The organism is Clostridium cellulovorans 743B (genome assembly GCF_000145275.1).
GTDB lineage: Bacteria > Bacillota > Clostridia > Clostridiales > Clostridiaceae > Clostridium_K > Clostridium_K cellulovorans.
The window spans coordinates 4,085,106-4,105,945 of record NC_014393.1; the positions used below are offsets into that span (position 1 = coordinate 4,085,106).

Here is a 20,840-nt window from a genome sequence, read left to right on the forward strand (position 1 = left end):
GTTTTTTACTTATCTTAAATTACATCTGCAACTTCTTCAATTTATAGAATTCACCCTTCTTTTCCATTAATTCATCATAATTACCTATCTCCTGCAAACCACCATTGCCAATAACTGCAATTCTATCTGCATTTCTAATTGTAGATAATCTATGAGCAACAACCAAAGTTGTCCTGTCTTTTACAAGTCTTTCAATGGATTCTTGTATCTTTTTTTCTGAAATACTGTCTAGTGCAGATGTTGCTTCATCGAGAATCAATATTTTAGGATTCCTAACAAAAGCTCTGGCTATAGAAATCCTCTGGCGTTGTCCTCCAGAAAGATTGCTACCATGCTCATTGATTTTTGTATCTAAGCCTTCTGGTAAAGATTCAATCAATTCTTCTAAGTTTGCTGCCTTAATTATTTTATCTAATTCTTCCTCCGATATATCATCTGTACCATAAAGAATATTTTCTCTAATAGTATCAGAAAATAAAATAGCATTTTGAGGTACAACGGCAATATGCGAGCGATAACTTGGCAAATTTATATCCTTTATATCTTCACTATCAATGAACACTTGTCCTGCTGAAGCTTGGAAAAATCCGATTACAAGGTTTAAAATTGTTGATTTTCCTGCTCCTGAAGGTCCTACAAAGGCTATAGTCTCCCCAGGTCTTATTGAAAAACTTAAATTCTGCAATACTGGAGTTTCACTATCTTTATATTGAAAATTCACGTTCTTAAAGGTAACTTCACCAGTTATGCTCTTGATTTTCTTTTTCTTACGATTATTCTCTATATCATCACAAAGTAATATGTCACCAACAGAATTGACTGATTCTAAACCTTTTGCAATAGTAGGCAATAATGTAATAACACCAGAAACCTGCGCTACAATAGATGCAAAATAAGTCTGGTACATTACAACCTCTCCTACTGTAATATACTCCTTAACTGCTAAATATCCTGTGAACCCAAGACAAATTATTTGAAAGACCTGAAAGGCAACCCAACTAATAGATGAAAAATATGATTGAATAATATCTAACTTTAAACCTTTTTTAGCCACATTTATCAGTTGGTTATCCATCTTCTTTGTCTCTTGTTTTTCTAATCCGTGAGCTCTTGTAACAGGAATTAATTCTACCATTTCCATTACACGAACAGAGGTTTCTTCCATTTCTTTTCTATAATCACTATTGTATCTTTTAATCTTCCCTCTAAATACCACAATAATAAGTACAGCCACAGGTATTGTCGCAAGAAAAAATAGGAATACTGTTAAACTCTTAAAAATGACAATACTTAATGCTACAACTATATTTAGCATAATACTTAGTATTGTTATAAAAATCTGCGCTGATAAATTTTCAATCTGCTCTACATCACGCATAATCTTTGATTGTAATCTTCCTGACTGCATTTCATTATGATATGCAATAGAAAGTTGCTGCAACTTCCTTACAAGTGAGCTTCTAAGGTCTCTTTCTATACTTCTTATGGCTTTTGCATAAAGTACAGTATGAATATAATTGGTTGGTACATTTTGTATTACCATAACAAGGATTACAATGACGTTAATAATAATTACCTTTACTGCGTTTTCTCCTCTGTTAGTAGCTGCATTGATAATATTTGAGGTTACAATTGGCAACACCCATACGGATGAATGTTTAATTATAAAAAACACAACTGAGAAAAACAACTTCAAGTAATGACCTTTATACAATCCAATGAGGGTTTTTAAAGTATGATTCTTGTTACGTCTAAAGTTTTCTAAAAGTGCTTCCTCCGATGGTCCTAACTTATACTTCTCTGTCTGCTCTGACTTCTCCACTATTTCACCACCGCATCATAGTAATTCTTTATCACTTTCTCTGCTGGCTTTCCATATACATCATAGCCTTTATCAGCTTCTACTTTGTTTAAAGAGTATTGATTCCATGCCCAATCCCACATAGCAAAACCAGATACCCAATGACGTTTTAGTGACGCCTCAAACATAGCTTTATACCACTGTGCTTGTTCCTCTAAAGCAACTTCCCCCTCCATATTCCAATCATTTGGAGTTGATGAAGAACCCTTTGTTGACATACAGCCTGCCTCTGCAAAGAAAAATGGTTTATTAAATTTTTTTACTACTTTTTCTATACGATCTAATTCCTTTTCCCAATCCTTAAGAGGATAATATCCACTTGAAGAAATTATATCTACACAATCCCACCACTTCACATTATGCTCTTGATATTTATCAGTATTATACGATACTAACCCATGATAAACTCCTCTAATATCTGCTATAAGCTTACGCCATTCTTCCTCTCTACGCTCTGACATGACCATCTCACAACCTGCAATAAACATTTCACAGCCTGTTTTTTCAGCAAGGTTGGCATAATGAAGTTGAAAATCTGTATATGATTTAAACCATTTACTCCATTTTGGCTCGCAATGAACTTCTTCATCGAAAAAATTTATATGAGCTCTCCAGGTTCCATTTTTACAATTAGCTGTTGGTTTAAGTGCTACTCTAAGACCTATTTTTTTAGCATATTCTATCATATCTATTAATTCTTCATCAGATACTGTTGAATTAGAAGTATAACAAATCTCTTCTGATTGAGCAGTATCCTGAAGTCCATTCGGTACTAAAATTATAAAATTAACTCCAACTCTTTCTTTTAAATTGTCCAAACTCTTATAAGCTTCTTTCTTTGTATAACTGCCTCTTTTAGCAAAAGGTGCAAAAGTAAATCCCTTAATAAATTCCATAGTCTTCTTCCCTTCCTTATCTTTAAGAAAAATTTAAATTATTTTATTCCATGTCCTTGAATTATCTACCTTAACTATAACAATTCTATCCTTTATCTGATATAATACAATTATTTAAAAATAGAACAAATCTATTTTAGGAGGCTACTATGAATTATTTATTTGAGGAAGGAAACATCTTAACTTCACCTTTTGAAGCCTTTTTCTTTGATACAAAATACAACGTATTTCCGATAAAAGCTCACTGGCATTATTTTATGGAAATTATTTTTATGATTAAAGGAACTGCAATAATAAGTTGCAACAGTGAAGAATATGTATTAGAATCTGGAGATTTAATTCTATTTCATCCGCAATCAGTACATTCAATTTTTACAAATTCTCATCAACAGTTAAAATATGCAGTGCTTAAATTTGATATAAATACCCTTAGATTAAATAGCAGCTACACACCAAAACTTAGTTCAATTTTTAAATACGCCGTAGATAACCCTACCGCACCTATTTTTCTTTCTTCACAAGCTTTTAAAGACTTTCCTTTGGACAATTTATTTAATAGTTGCATTGAAGAAGTAAAAAATAAAGATTACGGCTATGATATAAGATTTCAAGCTTTAATTTCCTCTTTATTAATAGAAATTCTTAGAATTTGGAGACGAAGAGGATTTGATACAACTAACACTGCATTAATGCCTTCTAATTCAGATTCCTTATACACAATTTTGCAATATATCGACGAGCATTCCCATGAGTCTTTAAGGGTTGAAGCTTTAGCAGAAATGTGCCATATGAGTTATTCTTACTTTGCAAAGAAATTTCATGAATTATACGGCCAATCCTGCAAGGACTATATTGAATTTATAAGAATCAGTAAGGTTAAGGATTTATTGCTGTTCACCAGCTTTGACCTTAACTATATAAGTCAAGAAACTGGTTTTGCTGATTGCAGTCACTTAATACGTACCTTTAAAAAGAAAACAGGAGTAACACCAAAGCAATTTCGTATGCAACACTTGATAGATAAACAAGGTGAAAATTAACTGACAAACAAACACATAATTGTGTTATAATATATGAAATATTGAAAAACCACCAACTAAATTATATAAAGGAGATATATGTATGAGTGGTCTCTACAATAATATTACGGAAGTTTTTAAGAAAAATTCTGATATTCTATTTGGTATTTCAAATATAGAGTTTAGTGAATATAAATCAGATTATAAGTGTGCATTAGTTTTAGCTGTTCCTCATGCAGAGTTATTAAATATATATCATTACAAAGAAGATAAGCTTGAAAACTTGATATGCAATGCACGTGATAAGATTAACTTGTTATTAGAAGACATTACTACTATATTGGAAAAACATAAAGTTCAATATTATATACCACCTGTTGCACAATCAAATGAAGAAACTCTCCTTGCACCATTCTCATTCAAATTTGCAAGTGTTAATGCAGGTTTAGGTTGGATAGGCAAGAATGGTGTTTTAATCACAGAAATGTATGGACCAAGGGTAAGACTCTCTGCAATACTAATTAATTCTGATTTACCAATAGGAAATCCAATTACAAAAAGTAAATGTCCGCCAGAGTGTAATGTATGCATTGACGCTTGTCCTCATAAAGCTTTAACTGGGCATCCATGGAATATAGCTACAAAACGTGAAACTTTAATTGATTATAAATTATGTAATAAAAAAAGGAGCCTTTATATAAAGACTCATAACAGAAAACACTCCTGTGGCTTATGTCTATTGTCATGTCCTATTGGAATATAAAAATGCATCTGATACCAATACAGCTTTTAACATACATTATTTCTTTCAATGTCCTACTTAAATAAAGTTTTTACATTAGCGTTAAATTTTTTAATTAACCTATCTCTTCTTTACAGGCTCTAATAGATTAAGTATAAACTGGCTACCTTGTCCATCCGCATTATCATTTCTTATATGCTCTTCAAAACACAACCTAGAACTATCTGGTTTATATTCATTATTCTCCTCAAGCTGCTTCATCAATAATTGCCATGAACCATAAATATCATCACTACTTGGCATTACAGCATACAAGCCACCTGGAAGTCTCATTTCTTTTAAATGTGCTGGAATTTCAACACTTTCTGGTATTGCTGCACACATTCCATATCCATATTCGGGACTTGACTCACTTGGAAAGGGCTTAACATTTCCACCAAGTAATCTTGTAATTCCCATAAGCTTTGATTCTTCTACCCATTTTACCACTGGTGCTATTGCTTCATCTTCTGGTGAGATTCCAACAGCTATGTTATAAGCTACTCTCATTGGCGGAAGCGTTATGAACCTCACGTTATTATTATCAGCGTTTACTGAATTTGTTTCATTATCAATCATTTTAATATCCTCCTGTTTTTCACCTTTACTATCTTCTAATATATTGTGAAAAATATGACTAAGCTCTTCTAATGAGTTACCTGTATTATGCTGATTAAAATTCATTAAAGAATTTAAGAAATCATTTAATATACTCTTATGCTCTATTAGTTCATTAGTACTTTTAGCAATGGAAGTTAACTGATTCTTTATAATTCTCTGGACTATTTTTAAGTCTTTAGTGTCCAATATCAACTTTATATCCTTTAATGGAATATTCAACTTTCTGAGATAAGTGATAATCCTTATAGCTAAAATCGCTTCCTCATCATAAATTCTCCACCCTGATTCATAATCACGGCTACTTTTAAATAATCCTTCTGACTCCCAGTGACGTAAAGTACGACTTGTTAATCCTAATTGCTGTGAAAGTTTATTAATTGAAATAGGTAACATCATTTTTAAAACTCCTTACATATTTTAGAGGATCCTCATAATATAATCATATCACTTGACGCTACGTCAAAAGCAAGAGTTTTATTTATTTTTAATATTTATCTTCAGGCTTAAAACTTCCTTCTTGCTTTAGATAGCAGTCAAAAAACTCTAATGCTATATCATTCATTTTTTCAATGACATAATATTTATCTGCCTCTTCCTTTCCAATCTTATTTTTAGCAGTGCTACTTATCATTCTCGTAAGTAACGGTGAAACTATAGGAAGATCCGTAAAGCTCATATGATTTGTGCCTTCAAAATAAACTTCGAAGGAATTAGGTGCAGTAGCTAATATAAGTCTTTGGGGTATAATGATATCTGGATCAGTTATCTTTTCATACAATCGCTTCATATCGTCGCTATATATACTTAGTATCGGAACGGTATAAATCTTATCATTAACTCTACACCTACCATTTTCAAAGCCTATATACTCACCAAGTAAATCAGCATCAAGATTTATAATAGCTCCGATATCATTTCGCTCTCTTCCCACTTGTGCACTGGCTGCTCCCCCTAAGGAATGACCTATCAAACCAATTTTACTAGTATCGATAAGTTGATAAACCTTATCACTGTTACCTTCATTTACCTTTTGAAGAATTGTATCAATGATAAAATTTATATCATCAGTACGAACTTTTAGCCAATTCTGCTGAAGCTTGTACTCAGTCTCAGCATCATAAATATCATTGTTAACATCATTGACTTCCTTCATAAAATTTTTATCCACCATCGTAACTTTTTTATCAACATTCACAGTGATTAAAGAGTGATGTGGATGATCAATAGAACATACTACATATCCGTTGCTAGCTAACTCATTAAAAGTAGAAGTATTACTGGTTTTTACTCCAAAGGCTCCATGAGAGAATATTACTAAAGGACACTTTCCTGTAGCTTCTTCAGGATACCAAAACTCTGCCGTACCTTCTCTTTTCTCATTAGTATTACTAAAAGTATCAATACGATTATTATCTTTAAAAGTATAGGTCGCTGCTTTTATCTTATATTTACCTGTAGTTTCAGGAAGCTTGTATTGTGGGAATATTAATGCAGGACTAACAGCTAAAAATATAGTAACCCACATAGAAAGTCCCTTGATAATTATACGTGAAGTCCTATATTGCTTTTTACATTCTCTTCTGCGTACCAAAGATATAACGCTAATTACTGACCATATAAATAATATAACTGCTAAAGGCTTCCACTGAAAGCTCCACTGAATAATAGACAACAATATAAATAAAAAAAATACTATAAACGTACTTATGCGAATTATGTTTCTCATTTTCTTTTCATTGGATTTTCTTTTAAAGCAGTATATTCCAAAAATTATCTCTATCACTGCTGCAATAGTAAGTATCACTGTTCCCATAATGCTTTTCCTCTCTATTCTTTAATTTTATAGATATATAAGTTCCATTATTTTTTCACCATAAAACCTAGGTTTAAGTAATTATTAATAATTTGTTCTGCTATTGATAATTAGCTCAAAGATTTTAACTTTTATTATTGAAACATATATAATTTATCTATAAAAATAAAATACATCATGATTTTTCTAATGTATATACGATGAACAGTATCCTGCAACTACAACTAAGTAAGCTGCAAAATGAGAGAGGTAAGTTGCATAACCAATATATAAATTTATTTAAAGACATTATTAGAATTTATATAATTTATTCTTTTTATAACTATAATTCATCTCTCATAGCCTTTAATTTTTCGTTAATTTTATCAGTAGTTTTTTTATCATAAGTCCAAGAAATAAAAAGTACAGAAATATAGATTACAGCTATCTGAAACTGTAATAAAACTATACCACCGATTCCACTAATAGAGCCAACCAAGTTAGCTAGAATCAATAATGCTGCCTCTAATACAAAAAAATGAATAATTCTCCTAATCCACATTTCCTTTTCAGAGATGCTTCTTTCAGAATAAAAAATCAAACTTAGCAAATCAACTATTAAGGAACAAATCATATATATATACATATCCCTTAGTTCAATAGAATCATTGGGCTGGAAAATTTGGCGTGTTATAGTTAAAGAAATTACAATAAGTGCAAATATAATAAAAAAATCTCTAATTAATTTTTTAATAAACTCTATTAAATTCATGTACCTTCTCCTCCTATAAACCCAACATCTTTTTTAATATAGGAACATATTGTCTTGAAACAGTAATCTTCTCTCCATTATCAAGCCTTGCTTCAAATCTTCCACTTAGGGATGGCCTTATATATGAAATTTTAGTTAAGTTGAGAATGGTAGATTTTGATGCACGAAAAAACTTCTTTCCTTGGCATATTTCCTCAAGCTCATATAACTTTTCCTTTACTTCAAAAACTTTATCCTTACAATAAATAAACACTTTATTATCCACAGTTTCAAAATAATATACATCAATAAGGTTTATCCTGTGGATATTATCTTCTCTATAGCCAAGTAACACCGATTTTTCACTTTTCAACTTATGTAATATTTTTAGGATATTATCATTAACCTCATGACATTTTATAATTATCTCCTCATCGAATTCTCTATCTATCTGTTCAATTGATATCTTCATATTTCCACCACTTTAAATCTGATTTTAAATATATAATTTATCCTTAATTAGAGTACTACCTTTTTTTATTTCTGTACTACAATAGTTGAGGCTTAACAATGTTTATAAAATGATTTCTTTAATAAAAGCTTAGTGCAAAAACACTAAGCCTCACAAATTTATATTATATCAAATCAACCGAAAATTTTATGCATTTTTACCAATAACTCACAACTAAAAAATTCTTCATTTCCTATATAGTAGTTTGTTTACCTTTAAGCTTTTATCCTATACTCATCAATGATAATGATATTTAGTTAATTTTTGACTACTGGCACCCAAGCTTCTACTATCATCTTTCCGTCATCTCTCCAATGGCAACGCTCTTGCCACGATCCTTCATCTAGTTCGTAGCCAGAATTCGGAAACCATTCAGTGAATATACGCTTCCATATAGATGTAATGCTATCTTCTGGTTTTTCAAGCACAAGTGGGAATACTGCCCATGTCTTAGCAGGAATAGTAACAACCTCAAATTCATCAGAAACTCCTTCCTCTGGCATATCTAAACCAATCATATACTTCATCATTTCGTTATCCATATCATATAAAACCGATTTTAACAACGTCCTTTCATTACCATGACCAGCCTCAACAATTTTATAAGTGATGCGTTCTTCTTCACATTTGTTCCAAAAATCTGGAATAGTCTCAAATGATTCTTCTCTCCTTGTAGTAAGTGATATCCCGAATAATGTTAAAGCATCTTCTTCAACAATTCTATAGTTCATACCTATACCTCCATTAATTGTAATAAGAAAGGAAATAGGTGCATAGGATTTTATTTCGACTCCTAGTATACGTGCCTCTGATGGCGTAACACCATGCATTCCTTGAAATGCCCTAGTAAATGAATTAGGAGAATCATAACCATATTTGTTGGCAAGATCAATGATCTTAATGTCGCTATTTTTAAGCTCAAATCCAGCCAATGTAAGTTTTCTTCGCCTAATATACTCATTCAACGGAATGTCGGTAATAAATGAAAACATACGAGTAAAGTGATATTCTGAACAACACGCTCTACGTGCCACTTCTCCCATTTCAATCTCGCCATCAAGATTTTCTTCAATATAGTTAATTGCAGAATTCATACGGTCAAGCCAAACCATAACACCTTCCCCTTTCATTATGAAGTATAAGTCTTTTCAAAATAGTCATCTCCACATTTATTGCACCAAAATGTGTGGTATATTTTCTAATTTATTTTATTGATGTAGTTATTTTAAAGTTTATCATACAATTCTATAGATGTGGATAGGTAACTCTTTGAGGTTATCTCTGAGTTTTCCCCCCACCCAAACGGTACGTGCGACTTTCACCGCATACCGCTTTCCAACAAATAGATTTGCTTAGCTCACTCGCTTTTCATTAGACAGTAACCTCACGATTACTATTTAAACAACTTGGTATTCATAAAGTTTTGTTCTGAATTTAAGTATCTTATTTCTAGTTTTAATGTCTACATGCTCTATATTTCCTTGATGATGAATCAAGTTATGACATTCATTACATACCCAGGCTAGATTGGTAAGTTTATTGATTTTATCCTGTGGTAGTTTTGTATTAATATGATGACAGTGCCTATTTCCAAAGTGTAGTGACTTACTACAGCATCTACATTTATATTTATCTCTGTTATAGGCATATTCTCTATTCATGTAATATTCAAAGTTATAAGTAACTCTATTTTTATTAATTAGAAGAATATCTGTATCATACATGGGTGGTCTATCCAGTGCCATTTTCCTAGCTTTGCTATTTTGGGTTTGATATAATTCTCTTCCTTCTAAAGAATAGGGTGTCATCTTCTGCTTAAATACTTTTCCCCATTGACTAGCAGTTATGTTAGCTCTTGTTATGCCTATATGTTGATTATCATTTACAAGTATTGCAAATGTTCTTCCGTTATATTTGGCATGTCTTTCTGGTCTATTGATTAGTAGATTAAGCTTGATTTCTTTCCAATTACTTTGCAGTTTAGGGAATACTCTCATGCAACTTCTTCTAACTTTATCGTCAATATAATTGAAAGTTTTACTACATATACTGCTTTTCCAGTATTCACATACTCCAACAATCTTAGAATTGATTTTCTCAATTTGTATTGCTTGGTCTATGTCTTTAGGTATTGCTTTTAGCTTCTTTATTTCCCTACATATATCCTTAACTTGTTGTTTTACTTTTTCCGTATTAGGAATAGCTTTTCCAACAACCTTTTTAGGATTTGGTTTAGAAGGTGTTTTTCTAGGTAATTCAGCTAATACATCAAATCCTAAGAATTTAACTTTTTCGCACTTAATATCTGTAATTACTGTCTTTTCCTCCGATAATTCAAGCTTCAATTTATGTTTGAAATATCTTCTGATATAGTGCAGTAATCTTTCTGCTTCCTGCCTAGATGTTGTTAATATCACCCAATCATCTGCATATCTAACTAAATACTTAGGTTTAATGCCTGTTCTCCTTAGTTTCTCTCGGCAATGTGAACGGTCGTTTTTAGTTTCAATTCCCTTTGGCTCTTGATACATACGACCTATCATCCAGTCGAAACTATTTAGATATACATTAGCTAATAATGGAGAAATAATTCCTCCTTGTGGCGTTCCTGCTTCAGTGAGATAGAACAAATCTCTCTCAATATATCCTGCCTTTAACATAAGCTTAATCAAACATAACATCCGCTTATCATGTACTCCCATTTTCCAGAGCTTATTTATCAACACCTTATGATTGATGTTATCAAAATAACTTTTGATATCACCTTCAATAACGTAATGCGGAATATCTTTGCTCGTAGAGGATATTACATGAACAATAGATGCTATAGCATGACTGCAAGCTCGGTAAGGTCTAAAACCATAACTATGAGGATAGAATTTTGCCTCACAGATTGGTTCTATTACTATGCGAATACATTCCAGTATGATTCTATCAATTACAGTTGGTATTCCTAGTGGCCTTTTCTTACCATTACTCTTAGGTATATATTCTCTTCTTGCAGGTTTAGGTTTGTAGTTGGAAGCACTCTTTTTAACTAGGCTAATAACTTCCTCCTTTGACATTTGTAAATACTTATCTATTGTATTTCTATCAGTTCCAGGAGTTTTACTACCACTATTAGATTTAATATTATGAACGGCAGTAATAATTGTAACCTCATTAAAAGCTACTTCCATTAGACCGGTGAATGTCTTATTTAATTTGCTTTGCATGTAAATAAAGTCTAGCTTTTCATTTAATTCTTTTTCAGAATTGAAGTTGCTGCTTATATGCACAGATTATCACCTACTTTCTAATTTAATCTGTGGTTGCATACGGATTATTTCACCGATTATTCAACTTCATTAATACCTTGTTGTATCTATTTGTCTGGTGTCCTTCGCCATGTACTAGGCTTTCCCTAGCTCAGACTACTACGACACCTCTGACTTCCTAAATGCTTCATTGTTCTGTCAAACTCCACATATAGGCTCTCACTTGTTCCAATCTATCTATCCTTTTTAAAGTAAACCGTAGGTGGTTGCTCTACTCCGAGGTATCTCAACTCTGTTTGAATTCTAGTTATGCAGAGTCGTCTTACATTATTTCGAATGTAAGATTGTAATGAAAGTGGCAAGCTCATTACAAAATATCCTTAGCTTCCAGTTTTCACCGGCTGGTCGTTACGGAGCGTCAAACACAACTTTCTTACGTCACCATAGTTTACGGATGCCCACCTTTATACTCTTCCATGCCTATTACTAGGTTTAGGTTTTTCAAAGGTGTCTTCACCACGCTTTACACAATGACTATTAACAGATAACCACTGCATAGTGGAGTCTTAGCATTCATACTATCTCTGGCTTCGATACGCCATCAACGATATGAATTCTGTATGACCAAGGTACTTCCCCTTGGATTTCGATAGATTAGTTTAGCTGTACAATCAACTATCTAGTTTCGTAATCTTTATCAGAGATTACTTGTTAGAAACAAGTCGCACTACCACCTCATACCATAGGATGGAATATATTTTCCTTAACAAAACTATAGGCATGATTACCTAACTTATATGTAATCATGCCTATATATGCTAACTAATGTGCATCATTAGTTAATATTATTCTTCAATTGTAAAATTAAATAACAGCTATTATAAAACCATGCTTTTATGCACAACTTTTAAAATTGTCCATTCAAACTTTGCACTTAATACCAGTAGACACATTTATCATTTACTATAGACATCAACTACCTTTGCCACATAATCATCCATACCAGATTGGGCTAAAACTACAATAGATTGGTTTTCTCCAGCTATATCAACTCGATATGCTTGAGCTTCATCTCTGTCACAACTCTTGTCTCTATTAACATTTATTTTATTCTTCTCTGCAACTCCATAATCCTCCAGTATTTCTGTAACTCTATTTTCCACCTCACCTGTTGGACATTCAAGTATACTAATTCTATCAATTACCTCATGGATTTTTTTCATTCTGTTAGCCTCCTAGTAAATTAGTTTTACGTTGTATTATGTCCATTTATTTTTTACTTAATTCTATATTATCAGTGGTAGAATTTATAATTTTCACTAAACTAACCTCTCCTGTACTGTTGCTTATACTCATCAAAGTTCCAAGTTCTAAAAAACTTTTTAGCAGCATTATATCCTGCTTCATATAAAAACTTTTGCTCACTTTCACTTAGACTAAATTGAGTACTAGTAACAGTTTCTGTAGGAATAAATATAGTTCTAACTTCTGAATGTTTATCTACATGCCTCATATCATGTGCTTGTGCCATTGTCTGAACAATAGCTCTTCCATAACTAATAGGTCTATCGATATTAACTGACGTAGCTGAAATATTCTCCTGTGACAAACGGAAACCAAATGTTGGCCACCGTGGTAAACCATCTTTCCTATCAAATATATCAACAGGATAATTACTAAGTAAGCCTCCATCCACCACATAGCAACTTTTTTTATTGGTTACCCATTTCACTGGTTTAAAGAAAAGCGGAATAGTACAGCTCATCCTTACAGCTTTTGCAATTGACATTTTATCTTTAGATACACCATAATAATTTAAATCATCTGGGAAGACTATCATTCTTCCGTCAGTAACATCAGAAGCAATAATTTTAAGATTATCCTCTGGCAGATCAGCAAAAGAATAAATCTTCTTTTTAACCAGTAAATTTTCTATAAAGTTTTCTAAATAATCATTATCGTATATACCCAGTTCTCGCCATACCGCTATCCCTTTCCCTACCACAGGAATACTTTCTACCCAATTCTTACCAGGAACTCTTTTGTAATCCATTTGATGCATAATACTACTTAATTCTTGTCCCGAATATCCACTAGCAAGAAGTGCAGCAATAATAGAACCAGCAGATGTCCCTGCTAACTTGTTCCAGTGATAACCTTGTTTTTCTAAGAACGTAACTGCACCAACATGTCCAATTCCACGTACTCCTCCACCTTCAAAAACAGCATCAGCTTTCATTTCAAATACCCCCCTTATTTATCCTTATCCATACCCAATATAAAATCATGAATTTTAATACTAATTTTGAATTATTTGTATAATTTAACCATAGTATAATTATATCATCCTCCAAAATTCGTTTCATATAAATAACTCCTATACTTCCTATAATTTAAACATTTAAGTTATTTATACTACCTGGTTTCTCTCGCAAAGATAAATTTCTTATTATTTTTTATTTTAATCGAAACTCCTTCTATAATCTTTCTATTCTCAAACTACATTAAATATTCGTGATTCCTAAACAGGTAAAAAGTCACGCAGTGTAAAGTTATATTTAAAAGCCTATAGAAACTATTTTCTAAATAATAAAACAAGCCTTAATTACTCTTATTGATGTAATCAAGACTTGTTTATGAGTTTCTATTTATTTGTATTTTCAGTTGTGCCTGTAGCAGGAATCTGGATTAATGAACCACTACCGGTCATAGTTGTTGGCAGCTTGCCATCCCATTTGCTCCACTTTGTATATTCTACCAATTCAGGAGTTAAACTTTGTTTTACCGCATCATTTGCCTTAGCTTCACCTTGTGCTTTTATTAAAGCAGAGTCAGATTCACCTTGTGCATTGATTCTTTTAGTCTCTGCATCAACTTTAGCTTGTTCTTGTAATACTTTAGCAGTTTGTAATTTTTGTTCTGCGTCTACCTTGTCTTGAATTGCTTGCATAGAATTATTATCTGGCCTTATAGCTAAAAACGTAAAGCTTTCTACTGAAATACCATACTGTTCCATGTCCTTTGTAAATTCGTCCATTACTTTTCCTTGTATTTCTGGTCTTGATGCACCATAAACATCCATAACTTCATAAGAAGATGTTACATTGTTGATACTTGATTTTAAACTTCTTCTTATAAAATTATTTTCAATAGTTTCAGCACTCTGACCTCTAAACTTTGTAAATATATCTGGCAATTTATTTACGTCCATGTGATAAGAATATGATACATCCACATTAACTGGTTTACCAGACTTTGTATTTATATCAAAACTCTCATCATCTTTACCTCCTTCCTTATTATCCTTGGATAAGAATACTGTTTCTGTTGAAACAGGATAGCTCGTTATATGTTCTGTTGGTAAAATCAAATGCCAGCCTTGACTAAGAGTTTTATTTTTTATACCACCGTCCATACCATAAATAACGCCTGCATAACCTGGTTTAATCTTTGTAACAGACATTGCTAAAAGAACTGTTCCTGCTATCATTACACTTGCTGTTATTAATCCACCTATTAAAAACTTTCTTGACATATATCTACTCATTTTCTTTCTCTTCCTCTCTCTTTATATCTTTCAAATTTTCATTAAATATTTTAGTAGTTTTTTCAGCTGCTTGTCCTATCTTTTCAAAATATCTAGATAGGAATATCCATACTAAGACTAATCCGATTATTACAAGTGCATAGAATACATACATTTCTCTCCCTCTTTCAAGCTAATAAATAATCTTTTCCACTCCCGATAAATTTTCAAATTGTTATGTAGGTAGCTTCTCAATGAAATCCACCTCCAAAGATGATATATGTATTATATGGTTTTCATAACCACTTTTCAAGTTAATAATTAGCCTGATTATGGTTATTTCTAAGCACTATTGTTAGTGTATACAATTACAAGCATGTCCATCTTCGATTATCATCATTTATCACCATTTATCTTACCTACTTATTTTTAACAAGTATATTTCATTGAAAAACTTAACATTCTATAATTTTCTATATAATAAACAAAATGCCCCAAAAATCTTAGATTTCTACCTCTAAGATTTTTCGGGAATTCTTCATATAAACTATGATAACACATTTTCTATTAATATCACCCGAACTGCCAAATGCTATGACTTAGGTTCCCGTATCTATAACTACGATGTAATAATCTTGCTATTTTCTTATCATCAGCTGCTCCCATTGCATAAAATATAGGAATAAAGTGTTCAACACCATAAAGTGGCACTGCATACTTAGCTGTAGGTTCCAAAGAATGATAATTATACAGAGATTCTAAATCCCACTTCTCCAAACAACTTGCTAACCACTGATCAAATTTAATTGCCCAATCGTCAACACCTATATTATCTTTCTCCCAATTCAAAGCACCAAGGTTGTGTACAGTTCCTCCACTAGCAATGATTAAAACATCCTTCTCCCGTAATGATGATAAGACTTTCCCTATTTCATACTGGTCTTTAGGCAAAGTATGAGGGCTTACAGACATTGAAATCACAGGAATATTTGCTTCAGAATAAATCAATCTGAGGACTACCCATGCACCATGATCTAACCCGCGTTCTGCATCAACTTCAAAAGGAATACCTTTCCTATGGAGCAACTGTTGAATTTCTTTAAATATCGCCTCATTGCCTACTGCTGGATATTTAATTCTATACAATTCTTCTGGGAATCCGCTAAAATCATATATCATATCATACTCGACAGAATTGCCCACCTTTTGAATATCCGACTCCCAATGAGCAGAAAAAATTATAATAGCTATTGGCTTCTTTATAGTGTCACTTAATTTATACAAAAACGTAGTATATGCATTATCTTCAACTGCTAATAGCGGTGATCCATGTGCGATGAAAAAATATGGTATCATATAATCACACTCTCTTTATAATGTTTCTTTTACAATCTTGGATACCTCCTTTAGATAATCTCCTCTAATTTCATCAGTGACATATGGAACCGCACCAAAGAAAATATGTTTTACATCCTCTATTCCACTAAAATTAAATATCCCTTGATCTGTAGCTTGCTTCATTGAATTATGCATTCCACTTGCAGAATATGCTTCATTTGGTGAACCTGTGGTACAAAATAACAACCCCTTCTTACCTGTCAATAAACCTTTTGGTGCTCCATTTTCACTGGTATATGCAAAGCCATAGGAAAATACTCTATCCACATATCCCTTTAATATTGCTGGAACAGAAGCCCACCAGACTGGATAAACAAAAGTGATAACATCCGCCCATTTAATATTCTCTTGTTCCGCTGAAATATCTTCAAGCACCTTTCCGCTTTGTAAAGCAACAAAATCTGCTGGCTTAAGTATTGGGTCAAACCCAATTTCATATAAATCCCTAACTCTTACAGTGGCTCCCTTTTCCTTAGATGCATCAACTACTGTATCTAATATTCCTTTGCAAAAACTCTTGGGATTTGGATGTGCAAAAACTACTAAATGATTCATATTAATCCTCCATGTTTTAAAAACTTCTGTTTTATTATTAATCTAAATATTAAGTTTTATCCAACTATAAAAAACAGAAATAGAAACTGAAGCAAACGTTATTCTATATAAAAATATAGACTGCAACTTATAATAAATTTGTTGCAGTCTATTTGTCACTATTCACTTATTCATATGATTATGTAAAACATTTCTTTACACTTTTAATCGATTATCTCAAATAAGATACCACTAAATTTGGCTACCTCCATGGATAATTCAATAATATCATCCTCATCATTAATTTTATAGAATTCTTCAGTTTCTGAAACAGTACCACTATAGCGTTCCCAATTACTATGAAGAATCAACTTCACTTCTTGTCCTTCTTTTAAGGTTATATAATAGTTTTCGCAATCTTCATTTCCAAAGTTAAAAACTGCTAACAATGTCTGTTTAACCCCAGTTCTTGCTATTGTATAAATACATTTATCATTTTGCTCACAATCTATCCACTTAAAATTATGTAGGCTATAGTCATCATGTAATGGCTCATAATATTTATAAATTTGATTTAAGTTTAAAGTATATTGGTGGTAACAATCATGAACGGGATATTGCAAAATATCCCAATCTTGTTCTCTTTTTTCATTCCATTCTCTTAGCTGTCCAATCTCATTTCCCATAAAATTAAGTTTCTTTCCTGGATGCATTATCATATATAGGTACATAGCCCTTGCTTGAGGAAATTTATCTTCGTAATATCCACTCATTTTTTGCATAATAGTGGCTTTTCCATGTACTACCTCGTCATGCGAAAGAGCTAAAAGGTATTTTTCACTATAAAAATACAGCATGGAAAAAGTTAGTTTATGATAGTCCCTTGCACGATATTCTGGCGCTGTTTGAAAATATTCTAAGGTGTCATGCATCCACCCTAAATCCCATTTGTAATCAAAACCTAATCCATTTAATTCTACTGGTCTAGTAACCCCTTCATATGCAGAAGAATCTTCTGCTATAAGCATTGCTGTTGGATGTATACTTTTCAATCCTGAATTCATTACTTTAAGAAACTCTATAGATTGTCCATTTTCCCCTCTTTTTTCATCCCCTTGCCAATAAATAAGACGACTTACTGCATCCATTCTCAATCCATCAAAATGAAACTCTTTAAGCCAATAATTAGCTGCTGACTGCATAAAACACCTTACTTCTCGCCTTGAATATATAAAATTATAACTACCCCATTCACTTGTCCCTACGTCCGTACTTGGATACTCATATAAACAAGTGCCATCATAATTTCTTAATCCATAAGCATCAATGGCAAAATGAACCGGAACAAAATCTAAAATAACACCAATACCTGACTGATGTAATTTATCTATCATCTCTTTCAACTGATCTGGCGTTCCATACCTCGCTGTTGGAGCAAAAAATCCAGTATTCTGATATCCCCATGATTCATCACAGGGATGTTCTGATAGTGGCATAATTTCAATATGGGTATATCCGTCTTCCCTGACATAATCAATTATTAAATCAGCAATTTCGGAATACGAATACCAGCCTTCTTCCTCATCAGTCTTCTTTTTCCAAGAGCCTAAATGAAGTTCATATATGTTAAGAGGTTTATCATAGTTAACACTACGATTTTTCATCCATTCCTCATCGTTAAAACTATATGAGTTTAAATCTGTAGTAATGGAACAAGTACCAGGCCTTAACTCCATAAAGAACCCATATGGATCACAATGCTCATCTCTTCTTCCGTCTTCTGTATAAATGCAATACTTATACATCATACCGTAATCTGCCGAAACTCCACTAATAGAAAAGACACCACTTTGAAATTCTTGACTCATAGCCTCTTCTTGCCAATTATTAAATTCACCTATTATCGTTACATGTTTTGCTCTTGGTGCATAGGTACGAAAAGTAAATCCGTTACTTTCTTTATGAGCGCCAAAATACTCATATGCATCAAAAGATTTTCCCTCATAAAAATCCTGAAGTTTCATCTGTTATTACCTCTTTAATTTCTTATATTTAATTTAGAAAACTCTTCTACCTTACACAGATTCTATCTAACAATGACCTTATGCCAGTTCTATAAAATCAACACCTCTTAAATAAGAATTAAATTATTATTTATATATTGAAGTATAATGTAACGGTAGTTCGTTAACTTATTTACCATTTAATTCCATTATATAAAAAACAAACAATTTTGTACATAAATAAAGCATATTTGTTTTCGACAATCTTCTATAATGCCTTATCCCTCTTGACATATAAATTAAATAGGAGTAATGTATCTCTAGTTCTGACGCCAAAAAATTTTTATTATTTAACACCCATGATCCAAAGTTATTTATATGAATCCATATGAGTCATCAAATGCAGTATCTTTAGTAAAGAGTATATATAATTAAGAAGTTTTTGAATTTTATAGTACAGCTTTAAATAAAGAAAGGTAATAGATTAATGGAAGAGATTATTGAAGAAGTTTTTGAAATTTATATCTTTCTTCTTGAAAGATAAGAAAAGAGTTAATCCTCCTGAAAATGATGAGGAAAATATTGCAAAACTATAAATTATAGTTTCGCAATATTTTCTCAACTTCCTTTACTGCCTGTTCTGGTCCGCAGGAAGAAGTAAAAGATTCTTGAACTTTCTTTACCTGTTTTTTATATGTTGAACTTTCTAGCATCAGTTTGGCTTGAAGCTTTAGATTTTCTGCAGTAACCTCTTTTTTCTTTAATACTTTGCCTGCTCCAAGGTCTTGCAATCTATAAGAATTAAAGAACTGGTCTGCTCCAAGTGGCACCATAATCATTGGTACGCCTAGATACATTCCATCAGAAACACTACCCATTCCACCATGAGCTATAAATAAATCTGCGTGTTTCAATACTTCTGCCTGAGGTACAAAATCACGAACAATAAAATTTTCAGGTATGTATCCTATTTCTTTAATTCTATCTTTATTACCGGTAGACATAACAACTAGATACTCACTATCTTTAAATGCTTCAATTACATTTTTAAAGAAATCTGTCCATGTATTAAAAACTGTACCAAGAGTAGCATATATAACCTTCTTATTTGAGTTTTCTAGGCTTTCAATAGGAAAAGATTTATCCTTAACAGAAATTGTTGGTGTTGGACCAATATATAAGCATTTATTTTGAAAATCATTTTCCCTAGGTTGAAAATATCTGCTGGTAAAAATAATATTTAGTGATGCTGATTGAGGACTAAAAAATGTCAGTAAATCATTGACTTTTACTTTTAATACACGAGCTCCAAATATTTTAGAAACTCTTCTTCTAATTTTAGGATGATGTGCAATAAAATTAATTACATTGGGAATCCCTCTGGATTTTTTAAAAAGTTCTTTAATAGTTTCTTCATTTTGTAAAAATACAGCGGAGCAAAATATTATTGGAGTCTTAACTTCCTCTTGTAATTCTGCAAGACTTGGACATAATCCACCTATTACTACTGCATCATACTTTGATGCTAATTTCTTAACTTTTATGTACATTTCATTAATACTCTCACGTACCTTCTTAATAGAATCAAATGGATTACTAAGATTTATATTAACTGATCTATAGTATGGAATTATCGTAGCACCACAGTACTCAACCTTTTTTTGAAAGTCCTCTGTAATCAAATAATCTACTTCATGTCCATTGTTTACAAAGGCTGAAACCAAAGGAAAAGTTGGATTTGCATGTCCGTGCAGCGGTATATTTGCGAATAAAATCCTTGCCATAATAAAATTCCTCCTAATAATTCTACTAAAAAATAAAAAATCGTTGATTTATGATTTTATTATACTACCTAAAAAATACAATTCAATAAATAAATTGTATTTACAC

General features: G+C 32.0%; 18 protein-coding genes. 2 read left to right on the forward strand and 16 right to left on the reverse strand.

Features of this window, described 5'->3' with window-relative positions; genetic code table 11:
- Nucleotides 1-19: 19 nt before the first annotated feature.
- Nucleotides 20-1,822: an ABC transporter ATP-binding protein gene (locus CLOCEL_RS16680; protein WP_010073413.1), complete on the reverse strand. Its 1,803-nt coding sequence runs from the start codon at nt 1,820-1,822 to the stop codon at nt 20-22.
- Nucleotides 1,822-2,757, reverse strand: coding sequence for a glycoside hydrolase family 113 (locus CLOCEL_RS16685; RefSeq protein WP_010073414.1), 936 nt, complete (start codon nt 2,755-2,757; stop codon nt 1,822-1,824). Before CLOCEL_RS16685 ends, CLOCEL_RS16680 begins: the two co-directional genes overlap by 1 nt.
- Nucleotides 2,758-2,906: 149 nt before the next feature.
- Between CLOCEL_RS16685 and CLOCEL_RS16690 the strand changes: the two genes are divergently transcribed.
- Nucleotides 2,907-3,797, forward strand: a complete 891-nt coding sequence (locus CLOCEL_RS16690; protein WP_010073415.1) for an AraC family transcriptional regulator — start codon at nt 2,907-2,909, stop codon at nt 3,795-3,797.
- Nucleotides 3,798-3,879: 82 nt separating this feature from the next.
- The gene (locus CLOCEL_RS16695) at nt 3,880-4,539 is read left to right on the forward strand and encodes a 4Fe-4S double cluster binding domain-containing protein (RefSeq protein ID WP_010073416.1); all 660 of its coding nucleotides are present in this window, start codon (nt 3,880-3,882) and stop codon (nt 4,537-4,539) included.
- Nucleotides 4,540-4,638: 99 nt separating this feature from the next.
- On the opposite strand, the gene CLOCEL_RS16700 is transcribed toward CLOCEL_RS16695, so the two are convergent.
- From CLOCEL_RS16700 to CLOCEL_RS22080, 14 genes are all read right to left on the reverse strand, one after another.
- Nucleotides 4,639-5,574 (reverse strand): MerR family transcriptional regulator, encoded by a 936-nt coding sequence (locus tag CLOCEL_RS16700; RefSeq protein WP_010073417.1) that lies wholly within the window; start codon nt 5,572-5,574, stop codon nt 4,639-4,641.
- 88 nt (nt 5,575-5,662) lie between these two features.
- Complete coding sequence (locus tag CLOCEL_RS16705; protein ID WP_010073418.1) at nt 5,663-6,991, reverse strand: alpha/beta hydrolase family protein; 1,329 nt, start codon at nt 6,989-6,991, stop codon at nt 5,663-5,665.
- Nucleotides 6,992-7,313: 322 nt separating this feature from the next.
- On the reverse strand, nt 7,314-7,742 hold the full coding sequence (locus tag CLOCEL_RS16710) for a DUF3021 domain-containing protein (protein ID WP_010073419.1): 429 nt from the start codon (nt 7,740-7,742) through the stop codon (nt 7,314-7,316).
- A 13-nt stretch (nt 7,743-7,755) separates the two neighbouring features.
- Nucleotides 7,756-8,193 carry a LytTR family DNA-binding domain-containing protein gene (locus CLOCEL_RS16715; RefSeq protein ID WP_010073420.1) on the reverse strand — a complete coding sequence of 146 codons (438 nt, stop codon included), beginning with the start codon at nt 8,191-8,193 and terminating at the stop codon, nt 7,756-7,758.
- Nucleotides 8,194-8,489: 296 nt separating this feature from the next.
- Nucleotides 8,490-9,362 carry an AraC family transcriptional regulator gene (locus CLOCEL_RS16720; protein WP_242655174.1) on the reverse strand — a complete coding sequence of 291 codons (873 nt, stop codon included), beginning with the start codon at nt 9,360-9,362 and terminating at the stop codon, nt 8,490-8,492.
- 267 nt (nt 9,363-9,629) lie between these two features.
- The gene (gene ltrA / locus CLOCEL_RS16725) at nt 9,630-11,510 is read right to left on the reverse strand and encodes a group II intron reverse transcriptase/maturase (protein WP_010073422.1); all 1,881 of its coding nucleotides are present in this window, start codon (nt 11,508-11,510) and stop codon (nt 9,630-9,632) included.
- A gap of 935 nt (nt 11,511-12,445) precedes the next feature.
- Nucleotides 12,446-12,712, reverse strand: a complete 267-nt coding sequence (locus tag CLOCEL_RS16730) for a hypothetical protein (protein ID WP_010073423.1) — start codon at nt 12,710-12,712, stop codon at nt 12,446-12,448.
- Between the two features lie 101 nt (nt 12,713-12,813).
- Nucleotides 12,814-13,728 (reverse strand): patatin-like phospholipase family protein, encoded by a 915-nt coding sequence (locus CLOCEL_RS16735; RefSeq protein ID WP_010073424.1) that lies wholly within the window; start codon nt 13,726-13,728, stop codon nt 12,814-12,816.
- Between the two features lie 405 nt (nt 13,729-14,133).
- Entirely contained in the window at nt 14,134-15,036 is a 903-nt protein-coding gene (locus CLOCEL_RS16740; RefSeq protein ID WP_010073426.1) for a prohibitin family protein, read from the reverse strand.
- Entirely contained in the window at nt 15,029-15,190 is a 162-nt protein-coding gene (locus CLOCEL_RS23320; protein WP_010073427.1) for a hypothetical protein, read from the reverse strand. The genes CLOCEL_RS16740 and CLOCEL_RS23320 overlap by 8 nt, the downstream gene beginning before the upstream one ends.
- 398 nt (nt 15,191-15,588) lie before the next feature.
- On the reverse strand, nt 15,589-16,371 hold the full coding sequence (locus CLOCEL_RS16750) for a DODA-type extradiol aromatic ring-opening family dioxygenase (protein WP_010073428.1): 783 nt from the start codon (nt 16,369-16,371) through the stop codon (nt 15,589-15,591).
- 15 nt (nt 16,372-16,386) lie between these two features.
- Nucleotides 16,387-16,968, reverse strand: coding sequence for an NAD(P)H-dependent oxidoreductase (locus CLOCEL_RS16755; protein WP_010073429.1), 582 nt, complete (start codon nt 16,966-16,968; stop codon nt 16,387-16,389).
- A 203-nt stretch (nt 16,969-17,171) separates the two neighbouring features.
- The gene (gene glgB, locus CLOCEL_RS16760; RefSeq protein WP_010073430.1) at nt 17,172-18,971 is read right to left on the reverse strand and encodes a 1,4-alpha-glucan branching protein GlgB; all 1,800 of its coding nucleotides are present in this window, start codon (nt 18,969-18,971) and stop codon (nt 17,172-17,174) included.
- A gap of 569 nt (nt 18,972-19,540) precedes the next feature.
- A complete protein-coding gene (locus CLOCEL_RS22080; protein WP_013291843.1) occupies nt 19,541-20,734 on the reverse strand; it encodes a macrolide family glycosyltransferase in 1,194 nt (397 codons plus the stop codon).
- Between the last annotated feature and the right edge of the window lie 106 nt (nt 20,735-20,840).

Excerpts from the sequence above, each read along its gene's own strand:
- CLOCEL_RS16685 (WP_010073414.1), bottom strand. The coding sequence starts at position 2,757 with ATGGAATTTATTAAGGGATTTACTTTTGCACCTTTTGCTAAAAGAGGC.
- CLOCEL_RS16690 (WP_010073415.1), top strand. The coding sequence starts at position 2,907 with ATGAATTATTTATTTGAGGAAGGAAACATCTTAACTTCACCTTTTGAA.
- CLOCEL_RS16695 (WP_010073416.1), top strand. The coding sequence starts at position 3,880 with ATGAGTGGTCTCTACAATAATATTACGGAAGTTTTTAAGAAAAATTCT.
- CLOCEL_RS16700 (WP_010073417.1), bottom strand. The coding sequence starts at position 5,574 with ATGATGTTACCTATTTCAATTAATAAACTTTCACAGCAATTAGGATTA.
- CLOCEL_RS16705 (WP_010073418.1), bottom strand. The coding sequence starts at position 6,991 with ATGGGAACAGTGATACTTACTATTGCAGCAGTGATAGAGATAATTTTT.
- CLOCEL_RS16710 (WP_010073419.1), bottom strand. The coding sequence starts at position 7,742 with ATGAATTTAATAGAGTTTATTAAAAAATTAATTAGAGATTTTTTTATT.
- CLOCEL_RS16715 (WP_010073420.1), bottom strand. The coding sequence starts at position 8,193 with ATGAAGATATCAATTGAACAGATAGATAGAGAATTCGATGAGGAGATA.
- CLOCEL_RS16720 (WP_242655174.1), bottom strand. The coding sequence starts at position 9,362 with ATGAAAGGGGAAGGTGTTATGGTTTGGCTTGACCGTATGAATTCTGCA.
- CLOCEL_RS16730 (WP_010073423.1), bottom strand. The coding sequence starts at position 12,712 with ATGAAAAAAATCCATGAGGTAATTGATAGAATTAGTATACTTGAATGT.
- CLOCEL_RS16735 (WP_010073424.1), bottom strand. The coding sequence starts at position 13,728 with ATGAAAGCTGATGCTGTTTTTGAAGGTGGAGGAGTACGTGGAATTGGA.
- CLOCEL_RS16740 (WP_010073426.1), bottom strand. The coding sequence starts at position 15,036 with ATGAGTAGATATATGTCAAGAAAGTTTTTAATAGGTGGATTAATAACA.
- CLOCEL_RS23320 (WP_010073427.1), bottom strand. The coding sequence starts at position 15,190 with ATGTATGTATTCTATGCACTTGTAATAATCGGATTAGTCTTAGTATGG.
- CLOCEL_RS16750 (WP_010073428.1), bottom strand. The coding sequence starts at position 16,371 with ATGATACCATATTTTTTCATCGCACATGGATCACCGCTATTAGCAGTT.
- CLOCEL_RS16755 (WP_010073429.1), bottom strand. The coding sequence starts at position 16,968 with ATGAATCATTTAGTAGTTTTTGCACATCCAAATCCCAAGAGTTTTTGC.
- glgB (WP_010073430.1), bottom strand. The coding sequence starts at position 18,971 with ATGAAACTTCAGGATTTTTATGAGGGAAAATCTTTTGATGCATATGAG.
- CLOCEL_RS22080 (WP_013291843.1), bottom strand. The coding sequence starts at position 20,734 with ATGGCAAGGATTTTATTCGCAAATATACCGCTGCACGGACATGCAAAT.